This is a genomic window from Paenibacillus sp. Y660, assembly GCF_057221575.1.
The window spans coordinates 97,518-113,958 of record NZ_JBXBBJ010000012.1; the positions used below are offsets into that span (position 1 = coordinate 97,518).

Consider the following 16,441-nt stretch of genomic DNA (forward strand, 5'->3'; position numbering starts at 1 on the left):
TTCGTAGCTTATATGGTATTAATTTAATACGATTTCGTAGTAATGTCAATTGTATTTACAAAATATTCAAGGAAAATGTTAAATCACTCGAATCGTCCTTTCAGAAAGATCGGATTTGCGTTTCCTAGCATTACCCTTTAATCGCCCCGATTAGAGCGCCCTTCACAAAATACTTTTGCAAAAATGGGTAAACGCACAAAATAGGAATGGTCGCTACAATGATCGTCGCATACTTCAAGGTGGCGGACAGAGCGGCCGCATCCATATCAGAGGCGCCAGTAGCCATGCCGCTGGCCTCGCCCTGCAGCAAAATTTCACGAAGGATCAATTGAAGCGGAAACAGCGCTCTTTCCTGCAAAAAGATCAGCGCATAGAACCAAGAATTCCAGTGGCTTACGCCGTAATAGAGCAGCATAACCGCAACAATGGTAGGCAGAATTCCCGGAACAGTCACATGGATGAGCTGCTTCCACCTCCCGGCTCCATCCATTCGCGCCGCTTCATATTGCTCGTTATCGATGCCTGTCAGCGCTGCCAAATAGATAATCGTCCCCCAGCCTATATTTTGCCAAATGCCGGATGACACATAGATTGAACGGAACATGTCCGGCACAAGCAGAAAGGTAACGCGCTCTCCTCCTATCCACGCGATGAAGTCGTTAATGACCCCTTCGCTTCAAATTCATTCTATGGTACTAGCTTTCAAAGCACTTATTCTCTTGGACAAACACATGCACAAATCGCAGTACTCAAGCAAAACCTGAAAAACTGGCGGGCCTTCGGCTCCAATGAAAGCTTCTTTACCGGTGTTGCGAACATTACTAGCACCGATGGCTTTTTCGATCAAGCGACCAAAGATAATTTGAAGGTCTTCCAAACGGTAAAAGGCTTGACGTCTGACGGCATTTATGGCGCTGCCAGCCGTAATGCGCTTCATGGCGCATTTGGCGGCATTTCACCTAAAGGATATGTTCGAATTGCCAATACGGCTACTTATATTAACTACAACGATACGGTTAACGGTCTTGCAGGTGATTCCACTTATAAATTGGATCATAGCTGGGTCACTTCGGGTGCCAAAGCCACGTTGGATCAACTAGCTGCAAGCTTCTATGCTGCTTACAGCAAAAAACTTGAAATCAACGACGGCAGCTTAATAGACGGTGTGGACACGCCGGAACACGATACCCATATAGATGGCAAGGACCTTAATGTTCGAAATAATTTTGGAACGACCGCTATGACGGCTGTGGAAGAAAAGAAATTTCTTGAAATTTGTATTGCAAATAGTAATGTAGAGCAAGTATTGTTCTACAAAAATCACGGTTTAACAAGCTCAAAAATCGTTGTAAGAGCCGATCATAGCGATCATTTCCATGTTGACTTTAAATAAGTAAACAAAACAAAGAGAACAGATAGGTGCTTACCTATACTGTTCTCTTTGTTTATTATAGCCGTATGTTACGGCGCAATCACCGCAAATTCATAAAGTGAATAACCGTATGCCGTTCCTCTTGCTGTGCCGTACATTCTAACATATTTGGCATTCGTTGTGGAGAACGTAATCTCATCGAGGCCGCCATTCCCGCTTGTCGTCGAATAAACGTCAGTCCAATTAACAGGTGAGCCGCTGTCCGTGGATACCTGGATCTTATAGCTTTTCCCGTAGGCAGCTTCCCAGTTTAATTTAACCTTATTAATGCTTTGAATGGAGCCAAGGTTGACATAGATCCACTGAGGATCTACGCCTTCTATGCTGGACCATCTTGTAGTGGCATTTCCGTCAAAAGCCTTAGCGGCTTCAAATCCAGCGCCTTCGAATGAACTGGCCGTGCCAGTCTTGCCTTGAGCAAGATTGGTTCCAGTTGGAGGCGTTGTACCGTACGTATCTCCACCCTCTCCGGTCCAAGTCATCTCGACAAAACTTGATGGACTTGTTAAAGTCGCTGTATTGGAGCCGGATGCGTATAATCCTCCTGCAACACTCGTCATCGTATAATCCGTAAATAATTTATTTGACGAATAGTTTGTATGGATCATCGAGCCTGCAATATTGCTCGCCGATACATTTTTCAACTCCAAATTGCTTCCGTAAGAGACGCCGTTATCAGCCGTAATTTTGCTTGTACGGTAAGCTTGACCGGTGCCTGCGTTATTTTTAACGATCGTATTAATGATTTGTACGTTATTGGCGCGCATAAACACGCCGTGATTCCCTACTGTTGACTCAGGAACCGTGTTCTGGAAGTCTATATTCCCGCCAATAACCTTGATATGGTGCGTGCCTTCTTTAAAATCGAAACCGTCATTTTTTGTTTGAACGGTGCTGCAGTTGAGGAACGTAATATAGCCGCTTTGATCGGGATTAGGGGCTGTCGTCCAGTTTTGATCCGCATCGCCTACATAGAAGCCTTCTCCGAATGCGCCGCTTTGACCCGCATATTGTGCAGAACAATTCGTCAGCAGCCAGTACTGGCTGTTCTTTCTTATTTTGAATGCTTCAGACAGCGAATTTTTAACGGTTACATTCGTCAAATAGCCGTGAGACGCTTCGATCAGTATACCTTTGTTCGATTTGGAGTTGGCGTTGATCGTTATATTTTCCAGCTTATAATAATTGTTCTTGATATAGAAGACAGAATTACCTCCAGAAGCCGTAAAATTAAATGTAGCGCCGCTTCCTGTCCCCCGAATGGTAATGTAATTTCCTGCAGTTCCGCTTTTCGAGGTGACAATGGTGCTGTCAGATACGGTGTACGTTCCCGATACTTCAATAATATCTCCGGGCAGAGCGCTGGATAAGTAGCTGCGCAGTGTCGCCACATCGCCGGCAGGAACCGTTTTGGTAGCCGCAAAAGCTGTTGAGCCGGGATAAACCGCAGGGAAAATTGAAAAACAAAGCAGAAATGCAAAAGTTAATTTCATGAGATTCATTGTTTTTTTAAGCATCATATTACCTCCTATTGTTATGAAAATCGCTAAACATAGATAAATCTGAAATACGTCCTGCAGTATTGCGGCTTTTCTCAATATGAAGCCTTCCGAATAATTCCCTCCCAATTTGTTGAAAATATAGTTAAGCACGTCTTTTGCCTAAGGTGTATTAGAACGACTGCCCTATATGCAGAGGCTCCACATGTTGTCCGTGCAAAATCTTCCCTCATTCGTCACAGGCTTTCGCGGTATTTGCCGGGCGTGATGCCTTCGTTTTTTTTTAAGAAAACGATTTGAATCCCTTTCACTTTCCCCTAATTGTTTAACCGCTTTAATTTATGAATTCAAGTGGAGTATACATTAAATTAATTGAAATGAACAGAATTTTTCTGCAATTCATTTTTTTGTAATATAATACTTTTATGTATATTGATAGATGAATATCCAATAATATTTTACGTAATATTGCGAATTTTCCTTGAACTTGTTTCCTTATATCAGCCAAGTACACAAATGAGGGTGGATTCACCGAGCTTTCTTCAAAATAGCAGGCTGGTTTGGATAATATAAGCGCAGAATAAGCTGTATCGTAAACGAAATCGGGTAGGAGGCTACCCACTAGTTGAGTAGCCGATCTCCAGAACACCGTACGTACCGTTTCGGTATACGGCGGTTCCTTAGCGTAATGGCATGAACCTCAAGCGACTCCTGCAACGGCATATTCCCATCAAGCTGCCCCTTCAACAGCCCTTGAAGAAAATGGGAGCGAATCGAATTTCGATGCCGCTCAAAACGTTCCCCAATCTTTTCTTTCTCTGCAAAAGTATCATCGAGCAGCGTTTTTAAATAACCGAACTCATTCGAGCGTGCCTCGAAGGAAATGCCCGAACGCGTGACTAGACTTCGAATCAGCGTATTGATCGGGTTGTAATTCCGCTTTAAAAATAAATAAGTAAAAACTCCACCTATGAAGAGGCTGAGAATGAGGCTGATATAGATTAAATTTTTTACGAGCTTCATTTTCTCGTAAATAGGTTGGCCTGAATGATCGATATATATTTCCAACCCGTTTCCCCAGAAACCGTATAGGAAACGGCTATTTTTTGTTTTCCTGTGCCTTGATAGAACATCCCGCTTGCGCTTTTTAATCTCTCATGCGTAAAATCATCTAAGCCGTATGCATTGCCGGTAGAAGCGATCAACCGGTTTTCCTTATCGAGTATAACGATCAAAGCTTTGTTGCTGGATGAAATATTCGTAAGTAAACTGGAATCCTTAATAATAAACAATAAGACGGCGCCATCCTGCTCCGAATTATCGAGAGTAAGCGAGCGGGCGTACATGACGGCCTTCGATGCTTGTCCATCTTCCCTGTAAGTGATCGGCACATATTCATTCGTATACCGTTTGCCGAAAATCGCTGTCCATCTATTTTTGTCCATCCCATCCGTATACGTCATTTCAAACAGCCTTTGACTGTCCAGATGCTTCCGCGAGGAAATGACCGTATCGCTGTTTTTATAATAAACATGGATCTCTTCGATGTAGTCGTTAGCCATTTTATAAATGCGCAAGTCCTTTGCAATTCCGGTCAGTGTGTAATAATCAGGATCTTTGATAGGGGCATCAACATCAAGAAAACCGGCAAGCCGATTGCTTAACGTCATTTCCGTGCTTAGCCGTTCAATATCCAGAAGATTGCTGTCAATCGCTTGCTCCATCTGATTAAGAAGAGATTCATTGGCCCGGTTAACCTCCGACGCCACTACATGCCAGGTCGCCGTATATATAATTCCGCTAATAATAATCGGGACTAACAGGACAGATATGTATGAAATCAGCCAGGTAATGATGATGCTGCGCGTACGGAACTTGATCATACCCATAACGATCCTTGAACCCCCCGACTAATACTGAAGCTTAAGTAACATTTTTTAGTATTCGACGCAATTCCTGTTTTTACCTGCCGTTTGCAGCACCTTGTCTTGGACCATAAAAACCACAGCGCTCTAGCGTGACGGCATAAAGAAAACCTGCTCGCAGGAGCAGGTTCGTATAAGCAGGTTCGTATAAGTCAGTACATGTCGTTACAACTTCTTGTTATGCATTAACCAGAGCAGAGGTTGTCGGAGCGCCATGTTCCGACGGATTTCCAGAACTGGGGAATCAGGGGCCAAGGTTAGCCATAAATCCAAATAACGCTCATCTTGAAATGCAAGTCCCGCATAGAGCATAAAGGACATCCGTACCGGCCAACTGTCGAAATGCTCGATGTCTGGCGGGAACGCCCAACTCGGCTTATTCGCAAGATAAGGATACAAATAATCGAGCCCGAGCCGAATTCCCCTCCCATCCGGAAGATGGAAACGCCATAAATCATCATGCGGCGTGGACAGCAATTGACAAAGCGTTGCCATATTGTCGAGTACAAAGATCGAATAGCCGTAGGGCTTCGTGCGTGCAAGCTCGAGCGGGAAGCTGCCGTCTGCTGCCATTTGCGAGGGCAGCAAAATATGTTTGTAACGCTCCCTGCACATGGCCATCACGGCAGCATTGCCCGTATACGATGCGAATGCGGCCGCTTGCACGGTCCAGCATACCGCATGGTTGTTCGATGAATCTCGTTCTTCCAGACCGTAGGGATGCGTCAGCATCCATTCGAGATAATCCGCAAACCAGCTTCTCAGCAATGAGCCTTCACGTTCTGAGAGCGCCCCTGCCGCTTCAATCACTTCCGCCGCAGCAGGGATATCGATTAAATGAAGCGTATCAATGATGCCGAAGCCACGCCCGGAGCAAACGCCTGGAATCGCCTGGGCATATCGGAGATGCGGATTCATGCGGGTCGATGCATTCAGGAAAAAATGGCGAAGAAGCGCAGCAGCCTTGTCCGCGTAAATACGACGGCCAGAAACCGCGTAACCCGCCGCTAGATTGGCCGTATGCGTCCGCATTTCGCGGAGCGCTTTCCGATGCGCGGTGAATGCCTCTGGATACGATTCGCCATCCCTTCGGACGTATGGCAATCTGCTTGACGTATCCGGATTTGGCCACCAATAATCGCCATTGGAATAATAATCGTGCTTGCCGCCTGGGCTTAGCACTGATCGGCATTCCGCAATGCCGATCAATGGCGCTTCCAGAGAGCGGTCAGCCTTCGCCATTACTTCTTGCGGATCCGTTCGCCAATCACAAAGCATATCCATCGTCAGCACCTTGTTCAAGCTCCTTTCGCTAGTAATCGGCAGTCCAGATTGGGATTCCGTACAGCCTCCACGGCTTGAAGCCTCCGAAGTACCCGCATAAATGCGGCTCTGCCGCTACAGGGCGAATCTTCGGCAAACTGCCTCCGTTTTCCAAACTCGGATTGCCCACGCCGTCCTCTCCAGACATTAGAATCTCTTCTCCTTCGGCCAGCACCAGTTCAAATCGCCCGTCTCCTAGCGGAATCGCCTTCGCTCCACCGCTTGCCGTTACAGTTACACTGTCAGCCATATCAGTCACTAGACGACAAGGCATTCCGGCCAAGCTTTTAACGCGAATCCACGACGTCTCTCCGCGCGAACGTACTGCGCTGACAAGGAAAGCCCCCTCCGCACGCAGGTCATGGAAGGCTGCTTCCTTCCAAGCGCCAGGCAGCGCGGGAAAAACACGAATCCATTCCCCCCAGCTCTGCAGCAGCATATCATGTACAGCCTCCGCTCCCGCAAGCGGCGACTCGATAACCGGACCTGCCTCCTTGTACATCGTGTTTGGTTTCAATATATGGAGCAGCGACTTCAGGTAAGCGTGCGCTTCGTCGCCAAGACCGATTGTTGCCGCAATGGAAGACGCTCCCGTGAACGTAAAGCCGCGCAAGTCTCCTTCCCTCGAAAACCAGTGGCGAAGCGAACGCTGAATTAGCTCCCTCTCTTCCTCCGACTCCATATTCGCAGTATGCAATGGAAAAGCGGCCATCAAATGGCTGAAATGCCGATGCCCGAAATCTAGAGGCTGTCCCCGGCCGATCATGTAACCGGTCTCGTCCACGGGAAGAGGAGCAAGACGCTCAAGCGTTTCCGTCCATTCCCGCCGCTCAGCGTCGAGCTCCGCTGTTGCTTCAATCCCGTCATGCTCCGTCGGTTCGCTGACGCGCAGCAGCGTGCGGATTCCCCATTCGAGCAGTGCAAGATCATAATGAGCGTCCGGCACCGTCAACTGCAGGAATGATCCGTATTCCGGCGAAATAGTCGGCGGCAAATGCAACAGTCCGTCTTCTCCTTCCGCCAGCAATTGCATATGGAAGCGTGCAGCCCGCCGCAGCAGCGGATACAACAATTCCTTCAGCAACTCCGAATCCATGGAATATCGGTATTGGCGCCACAGATTATGGCATACCCACAGCAGATTCCCCTTCTCGTCATCGACGGGGCTAACCAGATCGTAGCTGCAGCTCCGTCCGAGACCCGCCGAATCCTGTCGGTACTCCTCAGGTACATTCGAGATCAATTGATCGAATTGCGCTCGGAGCGCATTCACCAGCGACAAGCCAAGCTCCAGCCGATTAGAAGCATACACGGGAGAGTAAGACATCTGCACGTTCATGTTGAACCAAACGCCAGGCCAAGGCGATGAAGTAAGCCAAGGCCCCTGATTGTCGATAATCATGCCGTCTGACCTTGTCGCCGATGCGAGCTTATACATTTGAATCCAATAGAAGCCTTCCAGCTGCGTGTCGGGAATCGAGAGGAAGCTTTGCGGATAATACGCATGCCACCAGCTGCGATGCAGCTCAGTCCATGCATCCCATGGCTGCCGACTTGCCCCAATTACCGCTTCCGCTGCTTGCTCCGCCGAGGCTTCATCCGAGCCGTTCATGACCGACAAATAAAGGATGCGCCGTCTATCAAATCCCGTGGAAGCTCCCTCCAACTCATTCTCGGCCCAGGCTGTCGCGCAGCCTCCTGTTTCGCCAGGCTTGAACGCGGTAAGGGCTATTTCGATTCCATTCCTGACTGACCTTGTAACTTCCTCTTCGGGAATATATTGATTCAGATTGCGGCCGTCCGCATTGTGCAGAATCGGATCAACCTCCGAATAGGGATACCACCGGAAAGCTGCGCTGTCTTCACCTGCCGAAGTCTCCAACTCCACCGCCATGACCATTTCGCAGCTATGCGCGAATGCTCTTAGCTTGACCGTTCCAGCAGTCGTCGTTATTTCCGCCTTGAGCTCCGCATCCCATAAATGGAGCCGCATACTGGTCGGCTGATAGATCCAGCCTGCCAGCTCCAAATGCAATTCGCCAATCGGCACACGGGGAGAAAATCCTCCATCGGGACGTCTTGCCGTCACATCGGTTCGCCCTAGCACAAATCGCAGAACATTACGCTTCAAACGATGTTCCTCGCCGTAAACCATAGCGCCAAGCCAGCCGTTGCCGATAAAGGCGCCTTGATCCCAGGAAACGGGCTTAACCGACCAAGTCAGGTCGTGCCTGCCTAAGAAGGATGACCAATCCAGCCTCGTATCGATCATATATTCCACTCCTTTTCTACGTTCGGGCGACGCTTGCCAGGGCAACTTACATTACTAGGCCCGCGCCTATTAATCCTTCCGATACGGCGCATACAGACGTAATGCCGCCTTCCGGATATTCCACCTGAATGGAAGCCCTTCCATTTGCCAGCTGGACGAACCGGCTGCCGCGGGCCGTTCCGAGATTATCGATCAGCCTGCCTTCACCGGCCAGCGAGAACCGGATAAAGTTAGCAGCGTCGGGACAAAACCGACCTTCACTGTCGATTGCTTCGACCTCTAGGAGTACTGTTCCTTGCGGCAGCTTCTTTGCTGTCAACCGCAAGCAAGATGGCTCCGACCAAGACTCCGTCACGTAATCGAATTGCAATTGATCCGAGACCGTAACGCCGTCCTTTTCGGCTATGACATGCAGTGTATTGACGCCTTTTTGGAACGCAATGTCCCAGCTTAAACCCGCGCAAGGAAAGCTTTGAGAATGTCGATTTTTCCTGCCGCAGCTCTCGCCATTTACAAAAAGCTCTGCTGCTTGGCAATTAGAGTAGATACGAACCTTCTTATTCTCACCCACTCCTCCCCATCTGGTTGACCACGAATGACCGTAAATACGTACCATCGGCTTTTCGCTCCAGTAGGATTGGAACACATAGTACGCCTCTTTCTTCGTCAAATCACGCTCGACGACGCCTTTTTGGTTGACATATGGAACAGGATTATCCGGCCTGAGCGGCGTTGAAAAATCTTTGAATACCCATTGCGCCGTGCCTGTCAGCCATTCCATCTTCTCCTGCGTTTTCAAATGCCAATCGATCAAGTCGCAAAAGTAAGTCTCAGACCAGTCACCGTCTGCCGACACGCGCGGATCTCCTCCGGACATCAGGAAGTCGCCATCGCGCTCCTCTGCGGTCGCCTCCGCCGTAATATTTTGGAATCCGGTATAGGGGTGCTCAGTATGCCTGCCCGCCATTGCGTCAGCTCCCCATTCCATGTGGATGAACCTGCTTGTATGCTCGAAGCCGTGACGGCTGTAATCCTCGTACTTGGGATAAATGCCCCTATACCAGCCAGCCCAAATCGACGGCGAATAAACATCAATGATATCCTTGCAAAACTCGCAGCGCCTAATGCCCGTTACCCGGTAAGGGTCTTGCTCGTGGGCAAGGTCATGCTGCTCCTTCATGAATGCTCGGATTTGCTCCTGATCGAAATAGTCGAAGTCGCCTTCCCAATCGTTCTCGTTGCCGAGTCCCCAAATGATAACCGACGGATGATTGTAATGCTGCTCGATCATCGCCCCCAGCATATCGCGGCACTGACGCTTGTAGCCGTCATTTCCTAATCCGCCTCTGCACCAAGGAATTTCTTCCCACACGAGAATGCCTAACTCGTCACACAAATCCAGCACCAGCTTCGACTGCTGATAGTGGCCGAGCCGGAGGAAGTTGACGCCCATATCCTTGATCAGCGCAAGCTCGGATCGGATCATCTCATCTGTCATAGCAGCGGCAACGCCGGCATGATCGTCATGTCGATGCGTTCCTCGAATGAGCAGCCTCGTTCCATTCAGCAGGAAAGGTCCTTTCTCTACAAATTCGTAGAACCGGACGCCAAACCTTTCAACAGCTTCATCAATGCCATGAACACTCTCAAGCCTAACCTCGCAAGTATAGAGGGATGGATGCTCGGGACTCCATAAGGAAGGGAAGCGAAGCTCAAACGAGGCCATTTCCTGCATGCCCTCCCATGGCGAAACTTCAATCGCGAACCGTCCCGCCTCTTTTCCCGAAGGATCGCGAACCACTCCTGTCAGATTAACCGGCGACTGCTTTCGCAGCGGGTTGTAGAGCCTTGTCTTTATCCGCACCGAGGCCCTATCGCCGGAATCCGTCACTACCGATACATGAACGCGGTCCAGCGATAAGGACGGCACATATTCGAGATGTACATGGCGGTACAAGCCCCCGTACAGATTGAAATCGCTAATGTCTGACGGGATCGTCTGAAGATCCCGACTGTTGTCGGTCATCACCGCGATCGGCACTCGCCCGTTGTAATAAGGTTTGCTGTTTGCCCGTTCTGCTGCCTCAGTAATATCGATCCTAAATTCATCATATCCGCCGGTATGCTTGACGACTTCCTCCGTGCCGACATAGACGGCCGAGTTTTGTCCAGCGCCTTCGAACCGCAGCAGCGTCCTCCCTTCCGGGTAAGGGTTGCTCACATCAAGTCTTGTACGGTACCAGCCCTGCCCCTGATAATATTTAACATCGGGATCTACTGCGTCAGCTTCGTTAAAGCAATGCGGAAGACTAACGGTTTCCCAAGGAAGATGATACAGCGTCTGCTTCAGCTTATCTTCCCTCCAAGCCTCCCAGACACCGCCCAGGCATCCGCGATAATGCTCCCAGCCTTTAGAAAGCTTCATTGTTTTCATGATTCACCTCTATGTTTATCTTGATTGCTTAACTCAACACTTTGCGATCCAAATGTTAAAAAATACGGCGCTTCCAGCCCATCAGCTTGGCAACAGCCTCAATATAGTAATAGTCTCCGTAGATAAGAGAGACGTTGATGTTGGAATTTGCTGGTTTGTTCCCCGTTCCGCACAGCAGAATGGCCTCATGTTCAGGACGATCCCAAGTGCCATAGCTCTGAGTTAGCGAATGCAAAATACGCTCAGCCGCTTCGCGATATGGACGGCCTTGAATTTCGGGAAGCGCCTCCGCCAGCTCGATTAACCCCGAGGCTGCGCATGCAGCAGCCGAAGTATCGCGCGGTTCCTCGTCCAGCGAATTTGCTGCGCGGAAATCCCAATGCGGGATGCTGTCGGCTGGAAGCATCGCCATAAAATAATGCGCGACCCGCTGCGACGCGTATAGATAAGTTTTATCGCCCGTATAGCGATATACATTCGCCAAGCCGTGCAGCGCCCAAGCCGCTCCCCGGCTCCAAGCGGAGTTCGGTCCTGCGCCTTGTCCGCCTAGCGACTCGATGACTTCGCCCGAGGTTGGATCAAAACTTACGATATGATTAACAGACCCGTCCTCGCGGATAAAATGCTTTATAATCGTATCGGCATGAGCTTTGGCAATATGGGCAAAACGCGGATCGCCAATCTCCTCAGCCGCCCAGAATAGGATAGACAGGTTCATTGCCGAATCGATGATCGACCAGCCCGTCTTGTCTTGGTTCCATGCGCGCAAGAAGCCCCCTGCCATATTAAAGCGGCCAGCCAGGAAATTCGCCGCGGCCAAGCCTCGGCGTCTGCCGTCCTGATCACCGGTAACCTTGTATTTCATGATCGCCGAAGGAAGAAACTGAAATCCGACGTCGTGGTGGAAGTTGTTGTCCTCCATCATTTTACGTTCAAATCTGCTATCCCACTCCCAAGCCGCTTCCTTGTAATGTTCCTTTCCGGTCATGTCATGCATGATCCAAAGCATGCCCGGCCAAAATCCTGCCGTCCACCAATCGAGTCGCATATCGTCATAGATGCCGGTCTCGTGAGGCGCAACATGCGGCGACTTGTCCCCAAGCTGCCCGATCATCCGATCAACTTTTTGCTGCAGCAATTCCCAAAGCGATTGAAGCTCCTCCTGCTGTATACGGCCGTTCTGCGCTAACATAGTTACCATTCCTTCATCTCCTCGCTATATTCTATGATCATTTTTTTCCATCATTTTAGTGCACTCTTCACTCCGGCAATATGGGGATCACCATGTTCCATGTATGGCTGGCGTTTTGGAAACCGCCCGAGCCGTCTGCTGCAGCCGCAAACAAATGCGTTGGCTTGCCCTCCTGAAATAGCAAGAAGGGTCTCTCCAAATTGCCCATTACGATGCGGGAGCCGTCATCGAAGTCTACCGTCCGCGAGTAGGCTTTGGGCGCGCTGTCGAGATCCCAATGAAGGCCATCGCTTGAGAGGGCATGGATGCCCGCATGACGCTCGCCGCATACATGCCCGTCCATATCCTTGGCAATGAGCTCATACCCAGCCTCCGTTTTCCAAATAAAGGGGTCCTCTAGATGAAACTGAGAAGGCGGAAATACCGGGTCCTCGCTCAGTATGCGGAACGGAGCTTCGTAGTGATCAGCCCATGCCGCTCCGATCGTCATCATGCCATGAACGTTGCCGTTGTACCGCCTTGCTTTATAGATCAACAGAACGGAGCCGTCCTCGTGAATACAGGGCGCTGGGTTGGATGTCAGGAAGCTGTCGAACTTTCCGGGCCTTGTATCCAGAATCGGTTCATCCCTCCGTACCCATGGTCCGAAGATGCTCTTGGAAACCGCAATCCCTACTCGTTTGCCTGCCCGTGCGGCGATTACTTGAGGATCGTTAAGCCCAAGCACCTGCCCAGGCTCAGCATCGGGGATAGGGTTGGTAGACCCCGTATAGAACAAAATATAAGTGTCGCCATGTTTGACAATATGCGGATTATGCGTCATACGGCCGTCCCAATACTCGGCCCCTCTGGCCGGCAGTACGATCTCCTGGAATTCATAAGGTCCCTCAGGTTGATCCGCAACAGCTCTTACAACCTCGGATGCGACCAGCCATCCCGGATGCATTGGAAGCGTTTTCGGCCAGCGGGATGCAAACATATGGAATCGGCCGTCCTCGCCTTTAGTGACCGTACCGCACCATACCCAATAGCCTTCCATGCGGAAACCCCCATTTTTCGGAGCAGGCATTAATCTCTCGAAAATACCTTTTGTCATTGCCGCAGCCTCCCTTCTATTCGTTTTCCGGAGTTTTCCGGAGTTTTCCGGAGTTTTCCGGAGTTTTCTCTCGCCAAAGCTCAATTGCTTTCTTCCATAGTAGCAAAAAATGATCAACCCTAGTTTTGCGCTCTTATGATAAAATGTTGCTATATTACGATTTAATACGGGAGCGTTTGAGATGAGAATTTTAAATTATATGAATTTGTACAGCCACCCTGTCCAGCTCTCTTTTCTCAAGGATCGAACCGATGAATTCGTTGAAGTCTACCATGCCCATCAAGGGATGGAGCTGTTATATGTACATGAGGGGAACAGCCAAGTTATCGTCAATCAGCAGATCGTCAAGCTGGCACCAGGCTGCCTCTTCTTCTTCCGTCCCTTCCAGCTGCATCGCATACAATTGAAGCTCGGGCCGGGATCCCGCTATATCCGATCGTTATTCGTCTTCGAGCCGTCCAAGCTTGACGAGTATCTTACTCCTTTCGCTTCACTGCGCTCGTTTTTCCACCGGCTATGGAAGGAGCCTCTGGAGCAAGCGCAAGTATTTGAAGGCTTGCCGCAAGAAGCTTTCCTTAGCATGTTCGAGCGCTATCGCGACCGCATTGCGAATACGCAGCCGGAGCTTCAACTGGAGGAGGAAATGCTCTTTCTCATTTCGCTGCTGCATCAGCTAAAGCCATTCGAAGCCCCGCAGCAGCGCAAAGACCCGCTGCAGCTGCGGAGTTCCTCCATAGCTGAGCGGGTGATGAGCTGGGTTGAGCAGCATTATATGGATGAGTTTGATCTGAAACAGCTCGCCGATGACATCCATTTGACTCCCAATCATGTATCAGCAGCCTTCCGGCAAAAAGCGGGCACGAGCATTACCGAATATTTGACCGCCCGCCGCATCCGCCAAGCCTGCTGGCTGCTCAAGATGAGCGACCTATCCATTCAAGAAGTGGGACAAGCGATCGGACTGACGAACAGCTCCTACTTCTGCAATTTGTTCAAAAAGCATGTTGGCTTAAGTCCGAATCGCTACAGGCATTCAGTAAACTGAAGATAGCTGTAAATCTTTAACAACACTATGTCCGGCGCATATAGGCGCGCACCGTAATAGGTGCAAAGACCGCCACAATGACAGCAGATCCGATGAGCGAGATGCCAAGATCCCAGCCTACGGTTCCTGTGTTGGCAAGTTCTCGGACGGCAGTGACGAGATGCGAGATCGGATTGACGTTCACGAACCATTGAAGCCAGTTCGGCATCGTATCAACCGGCACGAAGGCGTTGGACAGAAACGTAAGTGGAAACAGCACAAGCATCGATATACCCTGCACGCTTGAAGCCGTACGCGCAATCACGCCGAAAAAGCTTATAATGAAGTAATTGAGGTACCCGTTGATTAGTAAATTGAGGTCTAAAATATTTTCCTTGCATCTGTTCAGACTGAACACCAGGGGCTCGCCTCCAAAAAAAAAGTCCACGAGCTTAATCGTGGACTTTCTTAGTTGGTGGAACCTTTTGGCTTTAATTAATGAATTTAAGAGTTTGCATCATGCGATAAACAATGGTGGCGGATTGCGCTCGATCTGCTGATTTCAAAGGGGCAAACGCATTGCCCTCAAGCCCGTTGACGATTTTCTCCTGAATCGCAATGGCTGTAGCATCCTTTGCCCAAGCGGCAATAGATGCGCGGTCCTTAAACGAATTCAACAGCTGATCCTTGTCACTTGCCGCCATGCTGTTCACATATCCTGCATGCTTCATAGCGTTGTACATCATAACAACCATTTCCTGCCGCGTGATCTGTTGATCCGGACGGAATGTATTATCCTTGTACCCGCTGACAAGCCCCGCTTTGACAGCTGTAGAGACAACGCCGGCATACCAGCTGCTCTTCGGCACATCTTTAAACGTTTGATTGCCCGCCGTTTCAGGCAGAGCACCCAAAGCACGAGAAATCATAGCCGTAAACTCTGCGCGAGTAACTTTTTGATTCGGACGGAATTTTCCGTCTGGAAAACCGGAGATAAAGAACTTGGAAGCTAGCGTCTCCACTGGTTTCTGTGCATAAGTGCCGACCACATCGCTGAATGTTTTCACATTTTTCACAACGGAATAGAGCGAGTTTCCTTTACGAAGAATACTCGACAATACTTCACCATTCGAATTCGTTGTGAACAGCGTTGGCAGCGGATAGAATTGATTCGTCACAGGATCGAAATAAACACCCGAATAATGACTGAAGTCATCCCCTGACGCTTGAGGTATCGTCAATATATGCTCCGTATACGAGCTGAATTGGTTCAGCTCCACTTCCTTGCCTTCCGAATCCGCCACAATTATAAAATCAACTGGAGCAGCTAACGATTGTGCGCCCGATTTGGCAAAAATGTCATTGATGCCTTGCGTCGTTTTTTCATCTGGCGTAGAAATAATGATTTTAATCGTATAATCACTCTTTAAATTGAGTTCGGCAGCCTTTTCTGTCAATGATTGAACTGGAAAAGATATTTGGCCAACCTGCGTATTGAATTGAATGGAAGCGTTGCTTGCCTTATCCTTCAATGACTGAAACATTCCCAGCGTCAAACTTACTTCCACTTGCTGCCCGTTACCAGCAACGTCCACTACGACTGTTTGCTTCTCAGCAGGAGACGCTGCTACATCTTTGTTGATAAAATCGGTCAGCTTCTTTTCGTCCAGCTGCGCTTTAACAACCGTTTTACCATCTACAGTCACCTGCTCGATTTTGGCAACATCCGCTGGAGCATTGATTTGGTTTGGTGAAGACGTCGTAGGCGTTGGCACGACTACAACAGGACCCGGAACTGGGCCAGGATTAGGACCAGGACCGCCGGGCGCCGTCGAAACGATTGTAACATCGAAATTCTGATTGACAACGTTTGAACCGATACCTACAACTACATGGTGTTTACCGGCGGATGCATCGGACGAAATTTTGAATTTGACGGAGTAGGTACCATTCGTCACCTGTACCGTATCGATAAATTCAACTACGTTCTTCGTAACGTCAATTACTTTTACGACGACTTCAGGATAAAGAGCAGTACCGCTAATCGTGATTTCTTGACCCGGGTTAACTGAAGCAATGCTGCTAACCGTCACTTGGGCAGCAGCGGCTTGTACGGAGTTCACCACGGCAAAGTTGCCCATCAATATTGCGGCAATGATAATCAGGGCAAGCCATTTCTTATTCACTTTATTTCACTCCTATGTTATGCAGCCAAACTTGGTTATCCCAAAGCTTGGCTGCATC

Annotated in this window: 12 protein-coding genes and 1 pseudogene; 2 read left to right on the top strand and 11 right to left on the bottom strand. The window is 49.3% G+C overall.

Features of this window, described 5'->3' with window-relative positions:
• Positions 1-130: 130 nt before the first annotated feature.
• Complete coding sequence (locus AC2TDN_RS15375) at positions 131-604, bottom strand: ABC transporter permease subunit (RefSeq protein ID WP_484688654.1); 474 nt, start codon at positions 602-604, stop codon at positions 131-133.
• A gap of 213 nt (positions 605-817) precedes the next feature.
• Between AC2TDN_RS15375 and AC2TDN_RS15380 the strand changes: the two genes are divergently transcribed.
• Positions 818-1,393 carry a peptidoglycan-binding domain-containing protein gene (locus tag AC2TDN_RS15380; protein ID WP_484688723.1) on the top strand — a complete coding sequence of 192 codons (576 nt, stop codon included), beginning with the start codon at positions 818-820 and terminating at the stop codon, positions 1,391-1,393.
• A 68-nt stretch (positions 1,394-1,461) separates the two neighbouring features.
• Here AC2TDN_RS15380 and AC2TDN_RS15385 read toward each other — a convergent pair whose 3' ends face one another.
• The 8 genes from AC2TDN_RS15385 to AC2TDN_RS15420 form a co-directional block, all read right to left on the bottom strand.
• Positions 1,462-2,949, bottom strand: coding sequence for a discoidin domain-containing protein (locus AC2TDN_RS15385; protein WP_484688658.1), 1,488 nt, complete (start codon positions 2,947-2,949; stop codon positions 1,462-1,464).
• A gap of 603 nt (positions 2,950-3,552) precedes the next feature.
• Positions 3,553-3,954 carry a hypothetical protein gene (locus AC2TDN_RS15390; RefSeq protein WP_484688661.1) on the bottom strand — a complete coding sequence of 134 codons (402 nt, stop codon included), beginning with the start codon at positions 3,952-3,954 and terminating at the stop codon, positions 3,553-3,555.
• Positions 3,951-4,820, bottom strand: a complete 870-nt coding sequence (locus AC2TDN_RS15395) for a hypothetical protein (protein ID WP_484688664.1) — start codon at positions 4,818-4,820, stop codon at positions 3,951-3,953. Before AC2TDN_RS15395 ends, AC2TDN_RS15390 begins: the two co-directional genes overlap by 4 nt.
• Positions 4,821-5,021: 201 nt before the next feature.
• Positions 5,022-6,140, bottom strand: a complete 1,119-nt coding sequence (locus tag AC2TDN_RS15400; protein WP_484688725.1) for an alginate lyase family protein — start codon at positions 6,138-6,140, stop codon at positions 5,022-5,024.
• A gap of 28 nt (positions 6,141-6,168) precedes the next feature.
• A complete protein-coding gene (locus AC2TDN_RS15405; RefSeq protein ID WP_484688667.1) occupies positions 6,169-8,451 on the bottom strand; it encodes a glycosyl hydrolase family 95 catalytic domain-containing protein in 2,283 nt (760 codons plus the stop codon).
• A 46-nt stretch (positions 8,452-8,497) separates the two neighbouring features.
• Positions 8,498-10,885, bottom strand: coding sequence for a glycoside hydrolase family 2 TIM barrel-domain containing protein (locus AC2TDN_RS15410; protein WP_484688670.1), 2,388 nt, complete (start codon positions 10,883-10,885; stop codon positions 8,498-8,500).
• 55 nt (positions 10,886-10,940) lie between these two features.
• Positions 10,941-12,077, bottom strand: a complete 1,137-nt coding sequence (locus tag AC2TDN_RS15415) for a glycoside hydrolase family 88 protein (RefSeq protein WP_484688727.1) — start codon at positions 12,075-12,077, stop codon at positions 10,941-10,943.
• Positions 12,078-12,144: 67 nt separating this feature from the next.
• A complete protein-coding gene (locus AC2TDN_RS15420; protein WP_484688672.1) occupies positions 12,145-13,173 on the bottom strand; it encodes a glycoside hydrolase family protein in 1,029 nt (342 codons plus the stop codon).
• A gap of 181 nt (positions 13,174-13,354) precedes the next feature.
• Here AC2TDN_RS15420 and AC2TDN_RS15425 point away from each other — a divergent pair, with 181 nt between their 5' ends.
• Positions 13,355-14,218, top strand: coding sequence for a helix-turn-helix domain-containing protein (locus tag AC2TDN_RS15425; RefSeq protein WP_482067500.1), 864 nt, complete (start codon positions 13,355-13,357; stop codon positions 14,216-14,218).
• A gap of 25 nt (positions 14,219-14,243) precedes the next feature.
• Here the strand turns inward: AC2TDN_RS15425 and AC2TDN_RS15430 are convergent.
• Positions 14,244-14,543, bottom strand: a pseudogene (locus tag AC2TDN_RS15430) (ABC transporter permease); the annotation flags it as partial.
• A 145-nt stretch (positions 14,544-14,688) separates the two neighbouring features.
• Positions 14,689-16,383 carry an S-layer homology domain-containing protein gene (locus AC2TDN_RS15435; RefSeq protein WP_484688676.1) on the bottom strand — a complete coding sequence of 565 codons (1,695 nt, stop codon included), beginning with the start codon at positions 16,381-16,383 and terminating at the stop codon, positions 14,689-14,691.
• Positions 16,384-16,441: the final 58 nt, after the last annotated feature.